This is a genomic window from Demequina sediminis, assembly GCF_030296675.1.
GTDB classification, from domain to species: Bacteria; Actinomycetota; Actinomycetes; order Actinomycetales; family Demequinaceae; genus Demequina; species Demequina sediminis.
The window spans coordinates 1955901-1977994 of record NZ_AP027736.1 but is presented as its reverse complement, the minus strand read 5'-3'; the positions used below and the strand labels follow the sequence as shown (position 1 = coordinate 1977994).

Below are 22094 nucleotides of genomic sequence, written 5' to 3'. Positions count from 1 at the left end.
ACACGGAAGGGAGCACCCGGATGAGTGCTGAAGTGGTCACCGCGGTGGCAGGCGAGCCGGCCGTGGACGTGCCCTGGATGGTTCTCGCCGTGCTCGCGTCGCTCGCGCTGTCCGTCGTGTGGATGGGCGTCGCGCTCGGCGCCGTCTATCGCAAGGCAGGCGGACGCGCGGGGCTCGCGTGGGTGCCCGTGGCCAGGTACGTCGAGATGGCCAGGCTCACCCAGTCCTCGGTGGTGGGGACCGCTGTCGCTCGCGCCACCGCCGCGACGGGTCTGACGCTGTGGCTCGTGGGAGCCTCGATCGACGGCTTGGCCGATGCCGCGCTGGTGGGACTGTCCGTCGCGGGAGTGGCGGGCATCACGGCCTGGGTGATGTGGATCCTCCACGTGCGCCGGTTCGGACTCGATCATGTGCTGCCCGCGGGCCTGCCCGTGCTCGCTGCCGTGAGTGCGCCCCTGTGGGCCTCGGTGGTCGGCTGGAGCGGGATGCTGGTGGCGCGCACGCAGGGTCCCGTGTCGATCGCTCCTCATGAGCCGGCCGCGATGGTGCCCGCGCACCTTCCTCACCGCGAGCCCGTCCCCGCACCCGAGCTCGTTCCCGAGCCCATCCCCGAGCCGGAGCTCGAGCCGGTGCCCGAGGTCGTGCCGCTGCCCGAGGTCGAGCCGGAGCGCGAGTCCGCGATGGCGGCAGCGCCCGAGCCGGAACCCGCGGCGGCGCCCGAGCCTCCGCGCGCCGAGCCGGCCTTTCCCGCCGCCGCGCCGCCGATGCGCGTGTCCCCGTATGCGGCGCTCGCGCGCGAGGACCTGCCGAGCGAGCCGGCGGCCGAGCGCGTCTCGCGCTACGCGGCCCTTGCCCCCCGTGAGGCGACTCCTCTCGACCTGGCGCCGCGGGAAGAGGATCCCCGTGGTGGTGGCCCCCGCGAGGATGCCCCCGGGAGTCCGTCGCGTGGGAGGCCGCATGGCTCGACACGAGCGCAGCACCGTCCGAGGAGCCGGCATCAGACGACGCCGCAGCCCTCGCTCCCGCGGCCCCCGCTGACGAGGCCGCCGCTCCCTCGGCGCCTCCCGTCTACATCGAGCCCACGCCCACGCTTCCCGTGAGCCCGTACATGCGCGGAGGCGCCGCCGCCCCGCCCCCGTGCCCTCCGCGGTGCCCATCTTCGAGATGCCCGAGCCGGCGGCGGTGCCGGAGCCTGAGCCCGAGCCGCAGCCCGTCGCCGCACCGCCGGTCGCGCCACCCCCGCCGGTCGCGCCACCCCCGCCGGTCGCGCCACCCCCGCCGGTCGCGCCACCCCCGCCGGTCGCGCCCGCGCCGCCCCCACCCCCGTCCGCGGCGCCGCCCCCGGCATCGGCCGAACCGGAGGACGACCGCACCCGCGTGTCCGCGCGCCAGCGCGAGGCGTGGGAACTCGTGACGAGCGACGGCGCCGCGTACGGGTTCGACTCCGATCGCGTGCTCGTGGGACGCGCGGGCGGCATGCCGCCCATCGACGGCACCCCGCGACTCGACATCGCCGATCCCACGCGCACGGTGTCCAAGTCCCACGCGCGCCTCACGCTCGCGCGCGGGGAGTGGACGGTCGAGGACCTCGGTTCGACCAACGGCACGTTCCTGGTCGACAGGGATGGCTGCGAGGTGCAGGTGCCCGAGGGCGTCCCGACGCCCGTGCTGGGCCGCTTGCTCCTGGGAGACGTCGAGATCGACATTCGCCGCAGGGGCGATGCGCGATGACCGATACGGGTGCCGTCAGCGGCGCGGGCGTCTCGGTGATCGGCGGACGTGCGCGCAACGAGGATGCCTATCTCGCCGAGTCGCCCGTGTTCGTGGTGGCCGACGGCATGGGTGGACACATCGCGGGTGCCGAGGCTGCCTGGGCCGCAGTGACCGCCTTCCGCGCGCTCGCGGGAGAGCCCGCGACACCGGCAGACGTCGAGCGCGCGCACCTCGAGGCCCGTCGGCTGGTCGACGGCGTCCAGGAGGAGGTCGGAGGCGAGAGTGGCACGACCCTCACCGGCGCGATCGCCGTCACGCATCGCGGCCACCCGTGGTGGATGGTCATCAACGTGGGCGACTCGCGCACGTATGCCCTGGAGGGTGGAGTGCTGCGCCAGATCAGCGTGGATCACTCGCACGTGCAGGAGCTCGTGACCGCGGGCCGCATCACACCTGCGCAGGCGCTGGTTCACCCCGACAGGAACATCCTCACGCGCGCCGTGGGCGACCACCAGACGCGCATGGACGCGTGGCTCGTGCCGCACGTGCCCGGTCGCCGACTGGTCATCGCGAGCGACGGCCTCATGAAGGAGGTCGAGGACGCGGAGATCGGCGAGATCGTGGGCCTCATCGGGGACGCGGAGGCGGCCGCGGCGGCCCTTGTCGAGCTTGCGGTCGGGCGCGGCGCGCGGGACAACGTCACCGTGGTCGTCGCGGATAGCGACCTGGTCACCCCGGTCGACGCCGACCCCTCGCCGTGGACCCTGTGGGGGACGATGCGCGCGCGGACACCGGCGCCGACACCACCGCGAGCGAGCGGCGCAGGGGCGACGCATGACGGACGACGACCGCACCGAACTGTCCCGCCGCGCGGCTGCCCGCGCTGAGGCGTCCGCCCGCGCTGAGTTGTCTGACCGCGCTGAGTTGTCTGACCGCACAGAGCTGTCGGGGCGCACTCGTCCGTCGCGGCGGCGCATCGCGGAGCATGACACCCAACCCGCCCCCACCGAGCCGGCCGCGCCGCCGACCGCGGCGGACGCCAAGGCCGGGCGTGAGGGCGCGAGCGGCGGCGCGGGCGTGCTGCGCCCGCCGCCGGATGTGGTGGCGCCGCCGAGCAGGGCCGGCGAGTTTGGCGAGCAGCCGCATCACTACTTTCCGCGCCTGAGGCATTCGCAGGAGGCCAGCCCGGTCGGAGTGTGGCCCTCACCCGACCTGTCACCGCGACCCTCCTCGGGCGGGATCGAGGTGCAGGACTCGGCGCTTCTCGATCCCGAGGCGCGGCGGGCCCGCGACACGGCCGCGAGGCGACGGCGCGCGTGGCGGATTGTCGCTGCGGCGGGGGGCACCCTCGTCGCGATCGGCGCGGCGGCAGCGATCATCGTCCTCGCGCTGTAGCCACGTCCGGCGGGCGCGAGGCGGGATTACGCTGGGCCCATGTCAGATGCCGCGTTGCGCTCTCCCCTTCATGCCGAGCACGTCGCGCTCGGCGCGACCCTGGTGCCCTTCGCCGGATGGGAGATGCCGGTCCGCTACACGGGTGACATCGCGGAGCACACCGCGGTGCGCACCGCCGCGGGGCTCTTCGATCTGTCGCACATGGGTGAGATTTCCGTGCGCGGAGACGGCGCGGCCGCGTTCCTCGACCACGCGCTCGTGGGCCGCATGTCCGCCGTCGGGCTGTGGGGCGCGAAGTACACGATGATGTGCACGCCCGAGGGTGGCGTGATCGATGACCTCATCGTGTACCGGCGTGACTGGGACCACTTCATCATTGTCGCCAACGCGGCGAACAAGGACACGGTTATCGCGGAACTGGGCGCCCGGCTCGCGGGCTTCGACGCGGCCCTCGAGGACGTCTCGGCGGAGATCGCGCTCATCGCGGTGCAGGGCCCCCGCGCGGAGGAGATCGTCGCGCGCATGTGCGTGCGCGGCGACGACGACATTCACGCGATGCGCTACTACACCGCGGCAAACATCCTGCTCACGGGCGATATTCACGCGTTCGCGGCGCGTACCGGCTACACCGGTGAGGACGGCTTCGAGCTGTTCGTGGCCGCAGACCAGGCGGCCGCCGTGTGGGAGCTCGCTCTCGCCGAGGGTGCGGGCGACGGACTCGTGCCGTGCGGGCTCTCGGCGCGCGACTCGCTGCGCCTCGAGGCGGGCATGCCGCTCTATGGCCAGGAACTCACGCGCGACACGACGCCCTTCGACGCCGGCCTCGGGCGCATCGTCGCGTTCGGAACGGCGGCCAATCCGCGCGGCGCCTTCGTGGGCCGGGATGCCCTCCTGAGGGCCAAGGCGGCCGGGCCGGCGCGCGTGCTCGTCGGCCTCGTGGGCGACGGCCGAAGGGCCGCGCGGACCGGGTATGCCGTGACCGACGATGCCGGGACCCAGGTGGGCACGGTGACGTCGGGGGCCCCGTCGCCCACTCTCGGACGGCCGATCGCGATGGCCTACGTGCCGCCGGCGCTCTCCGCGCCCGGCACGGTCGTCGGGATCGACGTGCGCGGGCGTCGCGAGGACATGACCGTGGTGGCGCTACCGTTCTACTCGCGGGCCTCGTAGGCTCGTCCCAAGGCCCGTCACGGCGGGCCGCCACACGTCGCAGCGTTCTCACGACGCCGTTCCGAAAGGGGTCCACCATGGCGACAGTTCCCGAGGAGCTGGCCTACTCCGCCGAGCACGAGTGGGTGTCCGGAGACACCGACGCGGGCGTGGTGGTGACGGTGGGCATCACCGAGCACGCCGCGGAGGCGCTCGGCGACATCGTCTACGTCGAGGCGCCGCGCGTGGGCGACACCGTCGTCGCGGGCGAGGTCTGCGGAGAGCTCGAGTCGACCAAGGCGGTCAGCGAGCTGTACTCCCCTGTGTCCGGCGTGGTGACGGCCGTCAACGAGGCCCTCGAGCGCGCTCCCGAGGCGATCAATGCCGACGCCTACGGCGACGGCTGGATCTTCAAGGTCGAACTGTCCGAGTCCGCGACGGACCTGCTCGACGCCGAGGCGTACGCGGCGTCGGTCGCGTAAGGCAGCCGATGCCGGCCAACACTCGACTGGTGGTCGCGGCGGCGATCACCGACTCCCTCGAGGCGCCGCGCCAACTGCTGGCCGCGCGCAGGAGCGCGCCGTCCGCGCTCGCGGGGTTGTGGGAGTTCGCGGGCGGCAAGGTCGAGCGCGGAGAGTCGCCCGAGCACGCGCTGCGCAGGGAGTTGCGCGAGGAGCTGGGCGTCGAGGTCGAGATCGGCGACGAGATCGTGGGACCGGATGACGGCCACGGCATCGAGGATGCGTGTGGGGACGACCCGGTGTGGATGCTCCGTCCGGGCGACGCTGACACCGACCGCCTGGTGATGCGCGTGTGGTGGGCGAGGATTCTCCCCGGCGCGGACGGCGCGGCCGTCGAGCCGCGACCGCTTGAGGACCACGATCAGATCCGCTGGCTCGAGCCGGGCGGCTGGCGAGACGTGCCATGGCTGCCCGCCGACAAGAGGATCGTCGAGGCGCTCATGGCCGACGCGATCGAGCGCCACCGCCGCGCGTACTGCTAGTCGCGCCAATTCGGACATATCCACATGAAGTGGATATGGGTGTGGGCAACTTCGACCAATCGCTAGCGTCGCGCGCTCACGCAGCCCTCGATGTGATCGTCGACGAGCCCACACGCCTGCATCGCGGCGTACATGGTCGTGGGGCCCACAAACACGAAGCCGGCCGCCTTGAGTGCCTTCGCGAGGGCGACGGACTCCGCCGTCGAGGCGGGCACCTCGGACCATGAGGCGGGTGGGGCGGGGCGTGGCTCGGGCGCGAACTGCCACACGAGTTCGGTGAGGGTCGTACCGGTTTCGCGCAGTCCCACCACGGCGCGCGCGTTGGTCACCGCGGACTCGATCTTGCGGCGGTTGCGCACGATTCCCGGGTTGAGCATGAGCTCCTCGATGCGCTCCTGGTCGAAGGCGGCCACCGCGTCGGGGTCGAAGCCCTCGAACGCCTCGCGGTAGCCCTCACGTTTGCGCAGGATGGTGATCCACGCGAGGCCGGACTGGGCGCCCTCGAGGACGATTCGCTCGAAGAGCTCCGCGTCGCTGCGCACGGGCACGCCCCACTCCTCGTCGTGATAGCGCTCGTACAGCGGGTCGCCCGCGCCGAAGCACCTGGTGAGGTCGTTGGTCTCGGTGATCATGGCTCCAGTGTGGCCTGGGGGTCCGACGATGAGCGAGGCGCGCGGGCGTGCGGGGGACAGCCCCGGCGGCACGTGGCGCTGGGGACATCGGCTCTTTCCGCGCGCGGAGGCGCCGGGTAAGGTGAGCGCGCCATGACCATCCGTGACCTCCTCGCCGCGCGTCGGCCCACGCTGTCGTACGAACTGTTCCCGCCGCGCACGCCCGCCGCCGAGTCGACCCTCGTGGAGACCATGTCGCTGCTCGCGCGCACGGGTCCGGACTTCATGTCGATCACCTACGGGGCGTCGGGGTCGACGCGGGGTGCCTCGCGCGATGTGGTTCAGCGTCTCGCGGCACGACACACGATCCCCCGCTCGCGCACCTCACGTGCGTCGACCAGTCACGCGCGGAGCTCATCCACGTCATCGAGGAGTACCTTGCGGAGGGCGTTCGCGACTTCCTCGCGCTGCGCGGCGACCCACCCAAGGGGCAGCATGACTGGCGCCCGCACCCCGATGGCCTGCTCTACGCGTCCGAGCTGGTGGCCCTGCTGCGTGAGGTCGCGCATGGGCACGGTCTCGATGACCTCAGCGTGGGCGTGACCGCGTTCCCCGCGCAGCACGCCGTCGAGCGATACCGACGGCTGGGCCTCGACGTGCTACGCGCCAAGCGCGACGCTGGTGCCGACTTCGCGATCACCCAGGTGTTCTACCGCGTCGAGCACTACACCGCGCTGGTCGAGGACGCGGCGGCCGAGGGCGTCGAGATGCCGATCATCCCCGAGGTCATGCCGCTCGTGAGCGCGCGCCGCGCGACCCGGGCCCAGGAGCTCACCGGCGTCGAGACCCCGGCGGATCTGTTCGCGGCTCTCGAGGCCGCTCAGGACGACGACTCCGCCCGTGCGGCCGGCGTCGACCACGCCGCGCGCCTGTCACGCGGGCTGCTCGACGCGGGCGCTCCCGGCATCCACATCATCACGTTCAATCAGCACCGCGCGGCCCTTGAGCTCGTGGACGCGATGGGACTCGTGCGCGGCTAAGGCGCGCGTTCCGCCGCGGCGCGCGGTCATGCGACCATCGACGCATGACCCGCACCTCATCTCCGCGCACCGTCACGCTCGCCCGTGAGTCCGAGGCCGTCTACGTCGCCACCAACGCCGCCGGCGCTCAGCTGCGCTTCGGGCGCGGCGAGGGCCTGCTGAGCCCCGTCGAGCTCCTGCTCGCGGCGATCGCGGGCTGCTCGTCGGTGGATGTCGACGCCATGACATCGCGCCGCTCCGAGCCCGACCGCTTCGACGTCACGGCGTCCGCGCAGTACGTGACGGAGGACGGCGCCAACATCCTCGAGGACATCCGCGTGCTGTTCGACCTCGCCTTCCCCGAGGGCGAGGAGGGCGACGCCGCCCGCAAGCGCATCGGCGCCGCGCTGCGCGCCTCTCACGAGAAGTACTGCACCGTGTCGCGCACGGTCGAGAAGGGCGTTCCCGTCGCCCTGATCGAGGCGGAGCGCCAGGGGGCGTGAACGGACGCGTCACGATTGACCTCGACGCGGGCGCCGCGGCCGCGCCCGAGGTCATCGCGGTGATGCACGCGGCTTTCACCGAGTACGCACGCACCGGGCAGCCCTCGGGCGCCATGACCGAGACGGTCGAGTCCCTGCGGGGGAGGTCGCGGCGGGCACCCGTCTCGCGCTCGTGCGCCGCGATGGCGTCGTGGTGGCCTCGGCCAAGCACGAGCGGACTGATGACGGGGCGCTGTACTTCGGCCGCCTCGCCGTGATCCCCGAGGCGAGGGGTCAAGGCTGGGCGGGCGCGCTCGTGCGCGCGCTGCGCGAGCACGCCCACGCGAGTGGCCTCGCCGGTCTCACGTGCCTGGTGCGCGCGGATGAGCCGGGCAACATCGCGCTGTATGAGCGCCTCGGGATGGTGGTGAGCGGTCGCGGCGAGAGAGCGAGCCGCACGGGCGCGATCCTTGCGGTCGTGGAGATGCGCGACGCGCCTGTCCACTGACCGCCGCCGACAACTGTCCATCCCTTGGGACGCGCCGTCCACTTCTTGGACCGTGCCCCTGGCGGCGGGAGGCTTCGCGGGTTAGAATCGCGGCGCAACTCGGCGCATCGACAGCGTCGACCAAGCGCAATGGCGAGCCCGCCGCGCACCGAACCTCCATGAGGAACCATGACTGAGCAGAACACCGCCCCTGCCCCTGCGCCCGCCTTCCCCGGCGGCACCATCCTTGGTTACCCGCGCATCGGCCGAATGCGTGAGCTGAAGAAGGCGCTCGAGTCGTTCTGGAAGGGTGCCACCACGGCCGCCGACCTTGAGGCGACCGCCAAGGACCTGCGCCTCGCGAACCTCGCTCGCCTTGCCGACCTGGGACTGTCCACGGACGGCTCGGCGATCCCGAGCAACTTCTCGTTCTATGACCACGTGCTCGACGCGGCCGTGACGCTGGGCGCCGTGCCCACGCGCTTCGCGGACCTGCGCGCCGCCGATGGCTCGGTGGACCTCAAGGGCTACTCGACCATCGCGCGCGGCGTCGACGCCAAGGCGCCGCTCGAGATGACCAAGTGGTTCGACGCGAACTACCACTACCTGGTCCCCGAGATCGGACCCGAGACCGAGTTCGCGCTGTCGAGCACGCGGTGGGTCGACGAGTTCGTCGAGGCCAAGGCCGCCGGCTACGTCACGCGCCCGGTTATCACCGGCCCGCTGACGTTCCTCTACCTCTCCAAGCCGAGCGACGAGGCCCCTGAGGGCTTCCGTCCCATCGAGCGCCTCGCCGACGTCCTCGAGGTCTACGGCAACCTGCTGGAGGCCTTCAAGGCGGCCGGCGCCGAGTGGGTCCAGATCGACGAGCCGATTCTGGTCGCCGACATCGACGCCGACCGCTCCGAGGTGCTCGCGAACGCCGCCACCGTGTACGGCTCACTTGCGGCGCTCGCGAACCGCCCCGCGCTGTTCGTGGCCGCGCCGTACAACTCGCTCGACGACGCCCTCCCGGTCCTCAAGGACTCGGGCGTCGACGCGATCGGCATCGACCTGGTGCGCGGCTCGGTTCCCACTGGTGTCGACCTGTCGGGTGTGACGGTCGTCGCGGGTGTGGTCGACGGCCACAACATTTGGCGCACTGACCTCGACGCCGCGCTGCGCAAGGCCGGCGAGGTCGAGGCGCTGGGCGCCACCGTGACCGTGTCGAGCTCGACGTCGCTGTTCCACGTGCCGCACACCCTGGAGGGCGAGGAGCACCTGGGCGAGGAGCTCATCAGCTGGCTCGCGTTTGCCGACGAGAAGGTTGCGGAGATCGTGACGCTTGCGGCGGCTCGCGAGCAGGGCGAGGAGGCGGTGGCCGATGCCCTCGCGGCGGCGCGCGCCGCCCTCGCCTCGCGCAAGGCGCACCCCGGCACGAACAAGGCCGACGTGCGGGACGCCCTCGCCGCCGTCACGCCCGCGGACCTGTCCCGGTCGGCGTACTCGGTGCGTGCGGCCGCTCAGGACGCGCGCTTCGCGCTGCCGGAGCTCGCGACGACCACGATCGGCTCGTTCCCTCAGACCCCCGAGATCCGCAAGGCGCGTGCCGCGTGGGCCAAGGGCCAGATCGACGATGCCGCGTACGAGGAGGCCATGAAGGCCGAGATCGCGTCGGTCGTCAAGCTCCAGGAGGACCTGGGCCTGGACGTGCTGGTGCACGGCGAGGCCGAGCGCAACGACATGGTGCAGTACTTCGCGGAGCTGCTCGACGGCTTCGACGTGACGGTCAACGGCTGGGTGCAGTCGTACGGCTCGCGCTGCACGCGCCCGTCGATCCTGTGGGGCGACGTCACCCGCCCGGAGCCGATGACGGTGCGCTGGGCCGCGTACGCGCAGTCGCTGTCCGACAAGCCCGTCAAGGGCATGCTGACCGGTCCCGTGACGATCCTCGCGTGGTCGTTCGTGCGCGACGACCAGCCGCTCGGCGTGACGGCGAACCAGGTGGCGCTCGCGCTGCGTGAGGAGATCCGCGACCTTGAGGATGCCGGAATCGGCATCATCCAGGTCGACGAGCCCGCACTGCGCGAGCTGCTCCCCCTCAAGAAGGCGGACCAGCCGGCGTACCTCGAGTGGTCGGTGAACTCCTTCCGCCTCGCGACCGCTGGCGCGAAGGACGACACCCAGGTGCACACCCACCTGTGCTACTCCGAGTTCGGCGAGATCATCGACGCGATCGATGGCCTGGATGCCGACGTCACCTCGATCGAGGCGGCGCGCTCGCGCATGGAGGTGCTTCCCGCGATCAAGGGTCACGGCTACGAGCGTCAGATCGGACCGGGCGTGTGGGACATCCACTCGCCGCGCGTGCCCTCGACTCAGGAGATCACCGAGCTCCTCGAGCTCGCCAAGGAGTCGATCCCGGGCAAGCAGCTGTGGGTCAACCCCGACTGCGGACTGAAGACCCGTGCGTACGCGGAGACCACCGCGTCGCTCGAGCACATGATGGAGGCGACGCGCGCGGTCCGCGGGTAACTCCGCCACGGTTCACGGACGGCCCGACTCCCGAGAGGGGGTCGGGCCGTCCGCGTCTACGGGCAGGTGCCGGGTTCGAGCCCGTCCTGCGCGTGTCAATGCCTCGCCACCGGGAGTGCCCTTCCGCGCTCCTTGCGCATTTCATGCACGACGCTCGGCCGATGCCCCCGGCCCCCGCGCACACCTTTGGGGCATCCTTGCGCATTTCATGCACGAAGCGGCGCGGGGCGTGGGGGCTTCGGGCGTGAGGGCTGGGAGCGTGGGGGCTTGGGGTGTGGGGCGCCCGGGGTGATGTCCCCGACCCTGGGGAGCGCGGTGCGCGTCCACCGGAGTGCGTGGTGACGATGCCCCGGTCACCTTCGCTGACCAGTCTGGTGATCGGGTCGCCCGGACGCGGTTCGACCGGGCGTCCGGTGGGGTTGAAGGGCTGGCGAAAGGGGTGACGCTTCGTGCATGAAATGCGCAAGCGCTGGGGAGAGATCTTGGGATGCGCTCCCCTGGCCCGCGTCGCCGACTGGCACTCAATCGTGGGTCCCCGCGCCGAGCTCACTCCGCTCGCCTATCCCCTATTCGCCACCGCTGACGTGCGCGCCGTCCGCGAGGGCGCGGACCGCGTGCTCCGAGACGCCCGCTCGCGCGGACTCATCGTCACCGTCGCTCGGGGACTGCACGTCGCGGTCCCGCTCGACGCCGGGCCCGAGTGGCGGCCCCGCGTCGTCGAGGTCGCATGGCTGATCGCCGTCGCCCGCCACGGCCGCCACCCCGCGCCGCCCGCGGCCCCGCCGTACCTATGCGGCATCACCGCCGCGTCCCTCCACCGCGCCGCCAACGCCGCTCGCGGCATCGTCCACGTGACCGTGCCCCGCCAGACGCGGAGCCTCGAGCTGCCGGCGCTCCGCGCGAGTGTCGTCTTTCACCAGCGATTTGAGCGCTGCCTGGGCAGTCCGTGGTGGTATTCACAGGTGCCTGACCGCGAGGACGCTGGCCCCGAACTCGAGGATCTGCCCGGTCAACTGTGCCGCCCGCTGATGACCAGCAGGAACCAGACTGCGCTCGACCTCCTGCACAGTCCCGCGCGCATGGACGTGTGGGGCGAGACGCGCCCCATCGTGAGGCGCCTCCTCCTGGGTGGCGACTACCGGGCATTCTTGGCGGTCGCGAAGAACCAGCGCCGCCACAGCGCGGCCGAGCGCCGCTCCTACGAGAGGCCGTGGCCGGACGCGTGGTTCACAGCGTGAGCTGCCAGTAGCCGACGTCGATCCATCGGTCGAACTTGAAGCCCGCGTCCTCGATCGTTCCCACGTGGCGGAAGCCCAGGCGGGAGTGCAGCGCCACCGAGCCGGGGTGCGGCAGCGCCACCACCCCCATCACCGAGTGCACCGGGGCGTGCTCGCCCGCGGACAACCCGCGCAGCCGCTCGATGAGCGCCGCATACAGCTCGGTTCCCAGGCCGCCACGCCTGACCTCCGGTGCGAGATAGACGGTGGCCTCGAGCGTGTGCCGGTAGGCCACGCGGTCGCGGAAAGGGCCGGCGTACGCGTACCCGGCCACGGCATCGTCCCTCTCGAGGACGATCCACGGCAGGCCGCGCGCCTGGATGCGCGCGATGCGTGACGCCATCTCCTCCGCACCGATCGGATCGAGCTCGAACGTGGCCGTGTCGTGGACCACGTAGTGGTCGTAGATCTGGGCGAGACGGGCGGCGTCTGCGGCGGGGTCGGCGTCACGGATCACTCGCCCATTATCGGGTCAGGCCGCGACGGGAAGCGACGGGTCGCGCGTGACCTGCTCGTCGTATGCGCGCTTGCGCCGCAGGTAGCGCCACGAGCTCACCGCGATGACCACCCCGAGCGCTCCCGCGACCGCGGTGACCACGAAGCCCCCGTGGGAGCCGGTGCGGTCGATCACCGCTCCGCCGATCCACGCGCCCGCCGCCACGCCCAGGTCCATGCCGGTGCGCGTCCACGTCATGCCCTCCGTGAGGCGAGAGCGCGGCACCAGCGCGTGCGTGACTCCGTCGCCCACGGCCATCGTGGGGGCGATCGCGAGTCCCGTGAGGAACATCATCACGCCCAGCGCGACCAGCCCCGGCGCGAACATGAAGGACACCGCGCCGACTCCCGTGACGGTGACGCCCCAGAGCAGTCGCGACGCGAGCGTGCGCGCCCACACACGAGAGCCGTACGCGAGGCCACCCACGAGCGAGCCGAGTGCCCACACCGCGAGCACGAGGCCCGACCACTCCTTGTGGCCCAGCTCCTCGGCGAACGCGACGGTCGCGGCGTCGACCGAGGCGAACATCGCCCCCTGGGTCGCGAAGATCGCGGTCGTGATGACGAGTGCCGGGGTGGTGACGAGCAGGTGCCCCCGCAGCGCTCCCCGGTAGCGGCGGAGCCCCCGCGGCTGGGGAGGAAGGCCGATGCGCGGCAGGTTGCCGTCGATGACCAGCGCCGTGCCGTGCGCATGCGCGGCCTGGCGGCGCCTGGCATCCGCGCGGCGCGCGGGAGGCTCGGTCGCGCGCAGCGCGAGGAACCCGTATCCGCCGATCGCGAGCGTGACCACCGCGATCGCGGACGGAAGCCACGAGCTCACCTGCGTCGCGAGGATGGTCGCGAGCGCGGGCCCGCCGATGAACAGCACCTCCTCGAGCGAAGACTCGAGGGAGAACGCGGTGTTGAGCGCGTGCTTGTCGGGCACCACATGCGTCCACCTGGCCCGCGTGTGGGTCGACTGCGTGCCGCCCGCGGCGAACAGCGGCGCGATCGCGAGCAACACCCACAGCGGCTGATGCGTGAGCGCGGCAGCGATCATCGCGACGCGGCCCAGGATCGCGATCGCGTACCCCCAGCGCAGCACGCGCGACTGGCCGTGCGCGTCGATGAGGCGGCCCACCTGCGGCGAGATCACCGCGTAGGACACCGCGATCGCGGCGAGCACGAGCCCGCCGTACTCGTATCTCCCGTACTCGATCTGCACCATGAGGAAGGTCGCGAGACCCGTGAGCCCCATCTGGATGCGCGCGACCAGGCCCCACGCGGTGAACGCGCGGGCGCCGGGCAACGCGAGGATGCCGCGGTACGGAGAGAGCATGGCGAAACCTCACAGCGAAACTGAGATGTTGCGCGTCATCGCGCGCCACGCCAACTGCGCGACGTGGCCGGCGCATCGTCCCCGGGCGGTGCCTCACAGGGACAACGGCTCATGTTCTCACACGCGTGGGCGGGACCGTGACCGCGCGGAGACCAGCCCGGGCGGGGCCGGGATCCGGTCCGCAAAACGCATGAGGATCGACCCGGCGACAGCGAGCATGAGCACGTACGCGGCCGCAAGCGGGCCGAGGAGCGGCTCGATCCCCGCGGTCACGCCGAGCCCCGCGATCACGATCGAGAACTCGCCGCGCGGGATGAGCGACAGCCCCGCGCGCCACTGACCCTTGGGTCCGATCCCGGCACGCTTGGCCGCCCACACGCCCGTGTACGTCTTGGTGACAGCGGTGAGCACCGCGAGCGCGAGGGCGGGCAGCAGCACGGGAGCGAGGTCGCGGGGGTCGATGCCGATCCCGAAGAACACGAAGAAGATCCCGCCGAACACGTCGCGCAGCGGCGGCATGAGCCCGCGCACCTGATCCGCGACGTTGCCCGACAGCGTGAGGCCCAACAGGAACGCGCCGACCGCCGCGGAGACCTGCACGGCTTCGGCGAGCCCCGCGACCAGGAAGGCAAGCCCCAGCACGCCGAGGAGGAGCAGCTCGCGCGAATGCGAATGCACCACCTTCGAGACGTGGCGCGAGAAGCGCAGCGCGAAGAGGAACGCAAGCGAGACGAGACCGATCGCGATCGCCGCCGCGATCGCCCCCTGCATCACGCTCGCCCCCACCAACAACACCGCGAGGATGGGCAGGAACACTGCCATCGCGATGTCCTCCATGACCAGCAGGCTGAGGATCACGGGGGTCTCGCGGTTGGCGAGGCGGTCGAAGTCGTCGAGCAGGCGGGCGACGATGCCGGAGCTGGAGATGTAGGTGACGCCGCCCAGGAGGATCGAGGCCGTCACCGACCAGCCGAGCAGGAGGCCGACCGCGAAGCCGGGAACGGCGTTGAGTGCGAGGTCGAGCAGTCCCGCCTTCCATGAGGTCCGCAGTCCCACCCGCAGATCGTCGGGTGAGTACTCGAGCCCCAAGAGGAGCAGGAGCAGCACCACCCCGATCTGTGCTCCGGTCGCGAGGAAGTCCTCGCCCGCGCTGATCGGGATGAAGCCGCCCTTGCCCATGAGGAGGCCGGCGAGCAGGTACAGCGGAATCGACGGGATGCCGATCCGCGAGGCGACGCGCCCCACGACCGCGAGGACGAGGAACACGATGCCGAGCTCAATGAGCACGGTCGCGGTCTCGCCCGAACCGTGGGGGCTCGCCGCGAACAGGCCCATGCCCGCCAGGGGTGGGGTCGCGGCGAGCATGGCTCAGCCCGTCAGGATGTGCGCCGCGCGGTCGACGGCCTCGTCGGAGCCGAGGACCAGGACGGTGTCGCCCGCCTCGAAGACAAACGACGGCTCGATGCCGGGGATGCCCTGGTCGCCGCGGATGACCGCGACCACTGAGGCGGAGGTCACGGTGCGGATGCGACCCTCCCCCAGCGTGCGCCCCACGAGCCCGCCCGAGGCTGGCATCGTCACCCACTCGATCGCGAGCCCCACGATCGTGTGCTTGAGGTCCTCGAGGCGCGCGATGATGTTCGTGCCGCCCAGGAGTTCCGCCATCTTTCCCGCGTCGCCCTCGGACAGTTCGACCGTGCCACGGCACGCGTCGGGGTCCTCGCGGTCGTAGATCGCGATGTCGCGTTTGCCGTCACGTCGCACCACCACGCCCACGTGGTCGCCGCCCTCGGCGGTGAACTCGTAGCGGACGCCGACTCCGGGGAGCGGGGTCTCGAAGATGTCCATGGCGCTCACTCTCCCACGCGGGGGCGCGACCGGGCTACGGGTGGCCCGCGCGCGGTCGACGTGTCAGGGCACCTCGACCGCCGTGACGACCACCGTGAACTCGTCGTCCTGAGCGTCCGCGCTCATGTCGACCTCGAGGCGTGAGAGCGCGCCGGACTCGTCCCGCGTGAGGCGCGCGGTGGCCGCGCCGCCCGCCACGGCATCGGCGTACATCTGCTCATACTCGGCGAACGTGAGGAAGTCCTCCGTCGTGGCGCCCCCGTCGACGTCGGAGAAGCGCGCCACGTCATCGAGGGGTTCGACCTCGGTGACATCGCCGCCGCGCACGGTCACGCGCCACTGGCCCGAGGCGGGGCCGAACACCTCGATGGTGGCGTCGTACGTGTAGTCGGCGGGCTCGCTCCACGGGGGAGGCGGGGACGATGCGCATCCGGCCACGAGCGCGACGGCCACCACGAGTGCCCCTCGCCTCGCCATGGCCCCCCATCGCCGCATCGTTGCTCCCCAGCCCTCAGACCTCAGGCCTCGCCGACGAGCCCCAGCTCGATCATCCGCTCCCACGCCAGGCGCGCGAGGAACGGATCGTCGATCTCGACATAGCCGAGCGCGGCGAGCAGTTGATACGAGCGCGCCCGGCGTGCGGTGGTGGGGGAGACGCCGCCGTATCCGGCGTGAAGGTCGGCGAGCATCTCGAGCGGGATCGCGGTCGCGGCGCCGCCCAGGTCCGCGGCGGGATCGCCCGCGCCGAAGTTCTGCCAGATGAGGATGCCGCAGAAGTGTCCGCGGTCCGACATCAGGGCGCGCGGCTCGATGCGCCCGTGGGTCCATGACCACCCTGCGTCGAGGGAAGCGTCCACGCCGTCGCGGAACATGGCGGTCGCGGCGTCGACGTCGAGCACGCGGTTCTCGGGAGCGCCGCGGTGCACGGCGCCCGCAAGGAGCCGTTCCCACTCGGGAAGGAGGTCCGCGAGGCGCGGCGAGGTGCGGGGGTTCGCGGGCGAGGCGGGCGGGGCGGGCGTGTGGATCTGACGCAGCGCGGCGCCCAGGAGGCCCGCGGACTCACCTTGAAGGGGGACGAATCCCGCGGTCGACGCTGAGACCCAGTCGACGAGCGTCCAGTGGCACGGGTAGCCGTGCCCGGGGCGACCCGTCGCGGTGGGGGCGCTCACGGGGAAGGTCCACCGCTCGAGGTGAGGGGCGAGCAGGTCCGCGGCCCTCGCGAAGAGGAAGTCGTCGTCGACATAGCGGGGGAAGAGCGCGCCGTGGTGGTCGCCGATCCTGATCGCGAAGTGGTCCTCGAGCGTGTAGCGCCGGCCCAGCTCTTGATCCGCGAGGTGCGGGAACTGATCGTCGACGAGCGCGCGGATCGCATCGTCGGTGACCACCAGCGGTTTGCCGGAGCGAGTTCCGTCAGACATGCCGCTCACCCTACTGGCAGACGCGGCGCTCGCGGACGGGTGAGGCTAAAGCCGCATCGCGTTGCGTCGCGCACGCCACTCGCGGGCGAGGAGGCCGAAGATCGCGTCGTCCGAGACCTCGTCCTCGACCCAGTACGCCTCGCGCTTAACGCCCTCGGCCAGGAAGCCCAGGCGCTCGAGCACCAGGATCGAGCGAGAGTTGTCGGGATGAGTCGCGGCCTCGATGCGGTGGACGCCCGCGGTGTCGACCAGGTAGTCGATAAGCGCGGCTGTGGCCTCCGTCGCGTAACCCTTCCGGCGCGCCCACGGATGCAGCGTGTAGCCCACCTCCGCGGTGTGGCCGTGTTCATGCAGGTAGACGGCCACGTCGCCGACGGTGCGGCCGTCGGCGCGGCGCTCGACGTCGAGCTGGTACCAGCCGCCGGGGACCGGGCCGTCGTGGGCGGCGGACTCGCGGATCAGGGCGAGCGCCTTGTCGACGGAGTAGGGAACGCGCCAGGCCTGGTACATCGCGGTCTCGGGGTCCGAGCGGCGCGTGGCAAAATCCTCGGCGTCCGCCTCGGTAAAGGGGCGGAGCACAAGACGCTCGGTGTGCAACGGTGCGAAGGCCACGGCCTCACGATAGTGGGATATCACACTGTTACCCCAGCAATTCGCGAGGCAACCTCCGGGGTGCAATTAGGCAACACAGGCGTTGCGGATGTGGTTTACACTGGGCGGCGAGGTGAGCCTCACCTTACTTCGAGCGCGATCGCGCCGCCCACGGGAGGGAGCCCCATGGAGACCAGCCACGCCGCGACCGTCGCCTCGGTCGAGCAGGTGACGCCCCACATGATGCGTATTGGGTTGCGTCTCGATGAGCCCTCCGCGTGGCAGTCGACCGGTCGCCCCGACGAGTTTGTGCACGTCGAGGTGGGCGCGGACACCATGGACGCCGACGGTCACGACTCCCGCCACTACACGGTGAGTCACGTGACCCCTGACGGCTTCGAGATGGAGATCTTCCTCCACGGCGACGGGCCTGGCGCGACGTGGGCGCGCGGCGCCCGGGTGGGCGATCGAACCGCGGTCTCCGAGCCCAAGGCCTACTACGGCCCCCTGCAGGCCCACGCACCCGCGTACTGCTGGGCGACGCGACCGCGCTGCCCGCGATCGCCCGCATTCTCGCCGAGGCCCGTGAGGAGGAGTCCTTCCGCGTCATCATCGAGCTCGCCGACATGGCCGATGCCAGGGACCTGGCGACCGTGGCCGAGGCCGCGGTCGAGTGGCGCGTGGGCGGCAACGGCGGCGGGGCGTCGATCCTCAAGGACCTGCTGGTCGACCTCGCGGGCGACCAGCTCGACCCCGCCGCGGGGGCGTACATCTGGGTCGCGTGTGAGTCGGTGCACTCGCGCCGAATCCGGCAGCTGCTGCGGCGCGAGTTCGCGCTGCCGCTCACGCACTATCGCATCGTGGGCTACTGGCACGCCGACCTCGAGCGCGCGCTGCGCGTCTGGGAGTCCGCGAGCGACGAGACCAAGGCGCAGTACGCGGCGCTGTGGCGCGAGGACCGCTCGGACGAGGAAAACTGGCTCGAGCTCGAGCCCTTCCTGCAGCGCATGGGCGTCTAGCCTGGAGGCATGACGACGATGGGGCACCTGCTCGACCCCGAGCATGCGCCCACGCCCTTCACCGCCGAGCAGATCCGCGAGGCGACGCCCGACGGCTGGACCGTCCAGACGCGCACTCACCGCGACGGAGTGATCGAGCGCGACGTCACGGTCTTCCGCGATCCCGACGATCACGAGGTGACGCTCGACACCCCCATGGGGCCGCTCGAGTGCCTGCGCTACGGGGTCGTGGGCGAGGGCTCGGCGGCGACCTTCTGGTTCGCGCTCGCGCACCCCGGGATGCCCGTGCGCTACGAGGCGGGGCCGGCGGACGCGCGCGAGGTCACGGAGGTCGTGGAGTACCGGCGCGGCTGACCTGGGTGCGAAAGGGTCTCAGCCGGGCACGACGTCGAGGTCGACCAGCGCGGCGCGGCCCGCGGCCGCGTACGGCTGCTCGTCGAAGGACGCGAGCGTGACCGCAAACGCGAGCGCCTCGGCGCGGATCCGCTGCATCGCGGACTCGTCGAGCGGCGTGACCGCGTCCGCGTAGCCCTTGAGGAGGTCGCGCATGCGCGCGCTTCCCACGAGACACCAGGCCTGGCCCAGGTCGGTCGCTGGGTCGCCGATGCCCATGTCGCCCCAGTCGAGGATCCCCGCGAGACGGCCGCACTCGGTGAGCACATTCGCGCCGTGGAGGTCGAGGTGACACCACGTCTCGATGGGCCGGCGTCGCACCGCGCCCGTGCGGAACTGCGCGCGCGCGAGGTCCGCATCGATCGGCACGCCGAGGTCGATGAGCCTCTCGACGCGATCATCGAAGCGCTCGGCACGGTCCGCGAGAGGCGCGCTGCGGAAGGGATTGCGCGGCGCATCGGGCGGAGCGGGGGCGTGAACCTGCGCGAGCGCGCGGCCGAGGTCCACGGCTCCCCGTGAGGACAGCGGCGTGTCGTATGCGGAGTCGCCGGCCATCCACGGCACCACGGCCCAGGGCCACGGCACCTCGGCGGAGGCCGCGCCGATCCGCACGGGAGCCGGCACCGCGAACGTCCACGCGGCCGCGAGCCGCGGCAGCCACACGTGCTCGCGCTCGATGAGCGAGCCGGCCCGCGCGTGACGAGGGATGCGCACCGCGAGACTGTCGCCCACGCGCATCGTCACGTTGTCCCATCCCTCGTACGTCTCGCCCAGGGCGAGGCCCGCGAGATCGGGATGCTCCCGTTCGAGGAGGGCGCGCACCAGGGCCGGGGTGACGGCAAGCTCGGCGGCGGGGGATGACCACGACGTTGAGCTCATGCGTCGAGGCTACGGGCGCCCTCCCCGAGTCGCCACTCGACGTCGCCTGCACCCGCATTGCGGCTCCCGCCACCGACCACCCAGTCGAGCACCGCCTGCCACGGCCCGTGGCCGTCGTCGGGGTTGAGGTGGCCCGCGCCGGGAAGCACATGGACGGCCAGCCCCCAGTCTCTGGCGAGGTCTCCCGCGGGGCCGGGCCGGTAGGGGTCGGTCTCCCTGGCGACGATGCGCGTGTCGCGGGCCACGCGCGCGAGCGCCGGGGCCTCGGTGCCGTCGAGCGCGAACGGCGCGAGCGCGCCGGTGAGCCGGCTGGGATGAGGCGGCGCGACCATGAGCACGCGGTCAGCGAGGAGCTCGGGGTGGGCGTGGCGCACGGCCTCGCTCGCGACGTGCTGCCACAGGATTCCGCCCAGCGAGTGGGTGACGACCACGCGCTCGCCGTCCCCGAGCATCTCGAGCTCGGCGCGCGCGAGCGACGCCCACTCCTCGAGCGAGGGGGCGTGCGGCGTGGGCAGCTGCGGGTACTGGACGGGCACCCTCCGCCCGCGCAGGCTCTCTGCGAGCCACCACATCCAGTGGGTCCGCGGCCGCGTGTGCTCGAATCCGTGGAGGAGAAGGACGCGCGTCATCCGCTCATGGTGACACGCACTCGGCTCACGCGAACAGGGTCTCGCCGATGAATCCTCCCTGCTCGCAGCCGGGAGGGATCGCGAAGACCGCGGATCCGATGGGCGTGGTCCACGTGTTGAGGAGGTCGGCCTCCGCGAGGCGCCGCTGCATCGGCACGTATTGCCGCGCGACATCCCGCTGCCACGAGCCGAACAGCAGTCCCACGTTGGACACGGCGGGGCGTCCGCGCGCGTCGAGGGCGCCGGGCTCGACGGGGACGTCGTAGGAGTACCCCAGGCGGACGATGCCCTGGGCCGGGTCCTCGACGCGCGCACGGGCCGCGTGGGCTGCCGGATTGATGACCGTAAACCCTCCCGGTCCTTTCGCCTCGAGGTCGAGCGGGTCGCGCTCCGTGCCGCCCGTGAGGGGAGCGCCGTCCGCGATCCGCCGGCCGACCGCGGCCTCGCGCCCCTCGACGCCCACCTCGTCCCAGCCCTCGAGATTCATCGCGATGCGTCGCAGCACTAGCGAGGTGCCGCCGCGCAGCCAGCCCGGCGCCTCGGTGCCGGCCCAGACGGTCGCCCCGAAGGCATCGTCCTCCGGCCCGAGGTTGGACGAGCCGTCCACCTGCCCGAAGAGATTGCGCATCGTGGTGCCGCTCGGGTCCGAGCCGTAGGCGCGACGGAAGCCGTCCTGGCGCCAGCGCACGGTCGCGAACGATCGCGAGTCGCGCGCCAGCATGCGGGCGAGGTGGCTGATCGCCGTGGGGTCGTCGCCATGGAGGAGCACCATGGCGTCGCCGCCCGACCAGCGATCCTCGAGCCGGTCGATCGTGAACGCGGGCAGGGGGCCCAGCCAGTCGGGTGGCTCGGCGCCCGCGCGCAGCACTGCCTCGCGGCCCAGGCCGAATGTCACGGTGAGGCCCGCGGGCCGCACCGCAAGTTCGGGCTCAAGGTCCGCGAGCGCGCCGCGGCCCTGGGTGACGCGGGCGGCATCGTCCGTGAGCAGGCTCAGCCACGCGCGCAAGCGTTCCCGATCCGTGTCGGGGAGCAGGTCGAAGGCCAGGTAGGTCGCGTGCGCGCCCGGCCTGGCGGTCACGCCGGCCTGGTGAGGGCCGTGGAACGGGACGGTGCGCTCGCCGTTGAGGCCGGCGGAATCGGCGGTGGGCGCCGGTGTCGAGCCGGGCAGCGCTCCGGCGCGCTCCGCGCCCAGGGTGACCGCGGCGCCCGCGCCGGCGGCGGCCCCTCCGAGGAGGAGCTGCCGCCGGCTGGGACGGCGCCGGTCCGAGTGTCCGGCGGAGGCCATCATGACGAGTGCGACTCCATGCCGCCCTCGTAGTCCTCCTCGCCGCCGTCGAAGTCCTTCGCGGTGGCGGTGAGGTCGACCGTGCTGCCGTCCGCGAGCTCGAGGGTGAACGCGACGGTGTCACCCGCGACGATGGGCCCGGAGAGCTCCATGAGCATGAGGTGGAGGCCCCCGGCTCGAGCGTGAGCGACTCGCCGGCGGGGACGGTGAAGCCGCCGTCACGCTCCTGCATGACGCCGTCGACCACCTCGTGAAGCTCGACCATCGCCGCCGAGTCGGTGGTGGCAGCGGTCACCGTGAGGTCGTCGTCGGTGGGGTTGGTGAGGGTCGCGAAGGCGGCGGTCATGCCGGACTCGGCGGTCTTGACCCAGGGGTCGGTGATGGTGAGCATCGCGGTTGCGGGCGAGTCCGCGCTGCAGGCGGCGAGGGGCGCGGTGAGCGCGGTGGCGAGCGCCGCCGTGAGGGCGAGCGCGGGCAGGGTACGACGGGGACGAGTGAACATGACTCTCCTGTGGTGGGGTGCGCGGCGGCGCGAAGGGCGCGGCCGCGCGGGTGGTCTGAAAGGGGCG

The 22094-nt window shown here is 72.1% G+C and carries 23 protein-coding genes and 4 pseudogenes; 15 read left to right on the top strand and 12 right to left on the bottom strand.

The genetic code is table 11. The annotated features are described in order from the left end of the window. Nucleotides 1–20: 20 nt before the first annotated feature. The 7 genes from QUE44_RS10130 (at nt 21) to QUE44_RS10100 (ending at nt 5260) form a co-directional block, all read left to right on the top strand. Nucleotides 21–1100, top strand: a complete 1080-nt coding sequence (locus QUE44_RS10130) for a hypothetical protein (RefSeq protein ID WP_286214401.1) — start codon at nt 21–23, stop codon at nt 1098–1100. A gap of 277 nt (nt 1101–1377) precedes the next feature. Then, nucleotides 1378–1731, top strand: a complete 354-nt coding sequence (locus tag QUE44_RS10125) for an FHA domain-containing protein (protein WP_286214400.1) — start codon at nt 1378–1380, stop codon at nt 1729–1731. Beyond that, complete coding sequence (locus QUE44_RS10120) at nt 1728–2600, top strand: PP2C family protein-serine/threonine phosphatase (RefSeq protein ID WP_286214399.1); 873 nt, start codon at nt 1728–1730, stop codon at nt 2598–2600. Before QUE44_RS10125 ends, QUE44_RS10120 begins: the two co-directional genes overlap by 4 nt. Before the next feature lie 37 nt (nt 2601–2637). Next, nucleotides 2638–3108 carry a hypothetical protein gene (locus tag QUE44_RS10115; protein WP_286214398.1) on the top strand — a complete coding sequence of 157 codons (471 nt, stop codon included), beginning with the start codon at nt 2638–2640 and terminating at the stop codon, nt 3106–3108. 39 nt (nt 3109–3147) lie between these two features. Then, on the top strand, nt 3148–4278 hold the full coding sequence (gcvT, locus tag QUE44_RS10110; protein ID WP_286214397.1) for a glycine cleavage system aminomethyltransferase GcvT: 1131 nt from the start codon (nt 3148–3150) through the stop codon (nt 4276–4278). 77 nt (nt 4279–4355) lie between these two features. Then, entirely contained in the window at nt 4356–4739 is a 384-nt protein-coding gene (gene gcvH, locus QUE44_RS10105; RefSeq protein WP_286214396.1) for a glycine cleavage system protein GcvH, read from the top strand. An 8-nt stretch (nt 4740–4747) separates the two neighbouring features. Continuing rightward, nucleotides 4748–5260, top strand: a complete 513-nt coding sequence (locus QUE44_RS10100) for a (deoxy)nucleoside triphosphate pyrophosphohydrolase (RefSeq protein WP_286214395.1) — start codon at nt 4748–4750, stop codon at nt 5258–5260. 62 nt (nt 5261–5322) lie between these two features. Here QUE44_RS10100 and QUE44_RS10095 read toward each other — a convergent pair whose 3' ends face one another. Then, nucleotides 5323–5892: a DNA-3-methyladenine glycosylase I gene (locus QUE44_RS10095; protein WP_286214394.1), complete on the bottom strand. Its 570-nt coding sequence runs from the start codon at nt 5890–5892 to the stop codon at nt 5323–5325. A 132-nt stretch (nt 5893–6024) separates the two neighbouring features. Here QUE44_RS10095 and QUE44_RS10090 point away from each other — a divergent pair. The 5 genes and pseudogenes from QUE44_RS10090 to QUE44_RS10070 all read left to right on the top strand — a co-directional run bounded on the left by QUE44_RS10090 (nt 6025) and on the right by QUE44_RS10070 (nt 11611). Beyond that, nucleotides 6025–6911: pseudogene (locus QUE44_RS10090) on the top strand (methylenetetrahydrofolate reductase). A gap of 44 nt (nt 6912–6955) precedes the next feature. Then, on the top strand, nt 6956–7393 hold the full coding sequence (locus tag QUE44_RS10085; protein WP_286214393.1) for an OsmC family protein: 438 nt from the start codon (nt 6956–6958) through the stop codon (nt 7391–7393). 166 nt (nt 7394–7559) lie between these two features. After that, nucleotides 7560–7880 (top strand): annotated as a pseudogene (locus QUE44_RS10080) (GNAT family N-acetyltransferase); the annotation flags it as partial. A gap of 168 nt (nt 7881–8048) precedes the next feature. After that, the gene (metE, locus tag QUE44_RS10075; RefSeq protein ID WP_286214391.1) at nt 8049–10373 is read left to right on the top strand and encodes a 5-methyltetrahydropteroyltriglutamate--homocysteine S-methyltransferase; all 2325 of its coding nucleotides are present in this window, start codon (nt 8049–8051) and stop codon (nt 10371–10373) included. A gap of 449 nt (nt 10374–10822) precedes the next feature. Beyond that, nucleotides 10823–11611: a type IV toxin-antitoxin system AbiEi family antitoxin domain-containing protein gene (locus tag QUE44_RS10070; RefSeq protein ID WP_286214390.1), complete on the top strand. Its 789-nt coding sequence runs from the start codon at nt 10823–10825 to the stop codon at nt 11609–11611. Here the strand turns inward: QUE44_RS10070 and QUE44_RS10065 are convergent. From QUE44_RS10065 to QUE44_RS10035, 7 genes are all read right to left on the bottom strand, one after another. Then, complete coding sequence (locus QUE44_RS10065) at nt 11601–12107, bottom strand: GNAT family N-acetyltransferase (protein ID WP_286214389.1); 507 nt, start codon at nt 12105–12107, stop codon at nt 11601–11603. The genes QUE44_RS10070 and QUE44_RS10065 overlap by 11 nt on opposite strands. A gap of 15 nt (nt 12108–12122) precedes the next feature. Beyond that, nucleotides 12123–13463, bottom strand: a complete 1341-nt coding sequence (locus QUE44_RS10060; protein WP_286214388.1) for an MFS transporter — start codon at nt 13461–13463, stop codon at nt 12123–12125. A gap of 117 nt (nt 13464–13580) precedes the next feature. Next, nucleotides 13581–14828 carry a cation:proton antiporter gene (locus QUE44_RS10055; RefSeq protein ID WP_286214387.1) on the bottom strand — a complete coding sequence of 416 codons (1248 nt, stop codon included), beginning with the start codon at nt 14826–14828 and terminating at the stop codon, nt 13581–13583. Nucleotides 14829–14831: 3 nt separating this feature from the next. Continuing rightward, nucleotides 14832–15311 (bottom strand): cation:proton antiporter regulatory subunit, encoded by a 480-nt coding sequence (locus QUE44_RS10050; protein ID WP_286214386.1) that lies wholly within the window; start codon nt 15309–15311, stop codon nt 14832–14834. A 63-nt stretch (nt 15312–15374) separates the two neighbouring features. Continuing rightward, a complete protein-coding gene (locus QUE44_RS10045; protein ID WP_286214385.1) occupies nt 15375–15788 on the bottom strand; it encodes a DUF6174 domain-containing protein in 414 nt (137 codons plus the stop codon). Between the two features lie 41 nt (nt 15789–15829). After that, entirely contained in the window at nt 15830–16729 is a 900-nt protein-coding gene (locus QUE44_RS10040) for a phosphotransferase (RefSeq protein WP_286214384.1), read from the bottom strand. Between the two features lie 45 nt (nt 16730–16774). Further along, nucleotides 16775–17341: a GNAT family N-acetyltransferase gene (locus QUE44_RS10035; RefSeq protein ID WP_286214383.1), complete on the bottom strand. Its 567-nt coding sequence runs from the start codon at nt 17339–17341 to the stop codon at nt 16775–16777. A gap of 219 nt (nt 17342–17560) precedes the next feature. Here QUE44_RS10035 and QUE44_RS14160 point away from each other — a divergent pair. From QUE44_RS14160 to QUE44_RS10025, 3 genes and pseudogenes are all read left to right on the top strand, one after another. Next, a pseudogene (locus tag QUE44_RS14160) lies at nt 17561–17755 on the top strand (hypothetical protein); the annotation flags it as partial. A 5-nt stretch (nt 17756–17760) separates the two neighbouring features. Continuing rightward, nucleotides 17761–18339 carry a siderophore-interacting protein gene (locus QUE44_RS10030; protein WP_286214382.1) on the top strand — a complete coding sequence of 193 codons (579 nt, stop codon included), beginning with the start codon at nt 17761–17763 and terminating at the stop codon, nt 18337–18339. Between the two features lie 9 nt (nt 18340–18348). Continuing rightward, nucleotides 18349–18693 (top strand): hypothetical protein, encoded by a 345-nt coding sequence (locus QUE44_RS10025; protein WP_286214381.1) that lies wholly within the window; start codon nt 18349–18351, stop codon nt 18691–18693. Nucleotides 18694–18711: 18 nt separating this feature from the next. Here QUE44_RS10025 and QUE44_RS10020 read toward each other — a convergent pair whose 3' ends face one another. The 4 genes and pseudogenes from QUE44_RS10020 to QUE44_RS10005 form a co-directional block, all read right to left on the bottom strand. Beyond that, nucleotides 18712–19611, bottom strand: a complete 900-nt coding sequence (locus QUE44_RS10020; RefSeq protein WP_286214380.1) for a phosphotransferase — start codon at nt 19609–19611, stop codon at nt 18712–18714. Then, nucleotides 19608–20240, bottom strand: a complete 633-nt coding sequence (locus QUE44_RS10015) for an RBBP9/YdeN family alpha/beta hydrolase (protein WP_286214379.1) — start codon at nt 20238–20240, stop codon at nt 19608–19610. The genes QUE44_RS10020 and QUE44_RS10015 overlap by 4 nt, the downstream gene beginning before the upstream one ends. Before the next feature lie 25 nt (nt 20241–20265). Next, complete coding sequence (locus QUE44_RS10010) at nt 20266–21528, bottom strand: Dyp-type peroxidase (protein WP_286214378.1); 1263 nt, start codon at nt 21526–21528, stop codon at nt 20266–20268. Further along, nucleotides 21525–21871: pseudogene (locus QUE44_RS10005) on the bottom strand (copper chaperone PCu(A)C). The gene QUE44_RS10010 and the pseudogene QUE44_RS10005 overlap by 4 nt, the downstream one beginning before the upstream one ends. Nucleotides 21872–22094: the final 223 nt, after the last annotated feature.

Bases quoted from the DNA above. Each gene is read 5' to 3' on its own strand.
- QUE44_RS10130 (WP_286214401.1), top strand. From the start codon at position 21: ATGAGTGCTGAAGTGGTCACCGCGGTGGCAGGCGAGCCGGCCGTGGAC.
- QUE44_RS10120 (WP_286214399.1), top strand. From the start codon at position 1,728: ATGACCGATACGGGTGCCGTCAGCGGCGCGGGCGTCTCGGTGATCGGC.
- gcvT (WP_286214397.1), top strand. From the start codon at position 3,148: ATGTCAGATGCCGCGTTGCGCTCTCCCCTTCATGCCGAGCACGTCGCG.
- gcvH (WP_286214396.1), top strand. From the start codon at position 4,356: ATGGCGACAGTTCCCGAGGAGCTGGCCTACTCCGCCGAGCACGAGTGG.
- QUE44_RS10100 (WP_286214395.1), top strand. From the start codon at position 4,748: ATGCCGGCCAACACTCGACTGGTGGTCGCGGCGGCGATCACCGACTCC.
- QUE44_RS10095 (WP_286214394.1), bottom strand. From the start codon at position 5,892: ATGATCACCGAGACCAACGACCTCACCAGGTGCTTCGGCGCGGGCGAC.
- QUE44_RS10085 (WP_286214393.1), top strand. From the start codon at position 6,956: ATGACCCGCACCTCATCTCCGCGCACCGTCACGCTCGCCCGTGAGTCC.
- metE (WP_286214391.1), top strand. From the start codon at position 8,049: ATGACTGAGCAGAACACCGCCCCTGCCCCTGCGCCCGCCTTCCCCGGC.
- QUE44_RS10060 (WP_286214388.1), bottom strand. From the start codon at position 13,463: ATGCTCTCTCCGTACCGCGGCATCCTCGCGTTGCCCGGCGCCCGCGCG.
- QUE44_RS10055 (WP_286214387.1), bottom strand. From the start codon at position 14,828: ATGCTCGCCGCGACCCCACCCCTGGCGGGCATGGGCCTGTTCGCGGCG.
- QUE44_RS10050 (WP_286214386.1), bottom strand. From the start codon at position 15,311: ATGGACATCTTCGAGACCCCGCTCCCCGGAGTCGGCGTCCGCTACGAG.
- QUE44_RS10045 (WP_286214385.1), bottom strand. From the start codon at position 15,788: ATGGCGAGGCGAGGGGCACTCGTGGTGGCCGTCGCGCTCGTGGCCGGA.
- QUE44_RS10040 (WP_286214384.1), bottom strand. From the start codon at position 16,729: ATGTCTGACGGAACTCGCTCCGGCAAACCGCTGGTGGTCACCGACGAT.
- QUE44_RS10025 (WP_286214381.1), top strand. From the start codon at position 18,349: ATGACGACGATGGGGCACCTGCTCGACCCCGAGCATGCGCCCACGCCC.
- QUE44_RS10020 (WP_286214380.1), bottom strand. From the start codon at position 19,611: ATGAGCTCAACGTCGTGGTCATCCCCCGCCGCCGAGCTTGCCGTCACC.
- QUE44_RS10015 (WP_286214379.1), bottom strand. From the start codon at position 20,240: ATGACGCGCGTCCTTCTCCTCCACGGATTCGAGCACACGCGGCCGCGG.
- QUE44_RS10010 (WP_286214378.1), bottom strand. From the start codon at position 21,528: ATGATGGCCTCCGCCGGACACTCGGACCGGCGCCGTCCCAGCCGGCGG.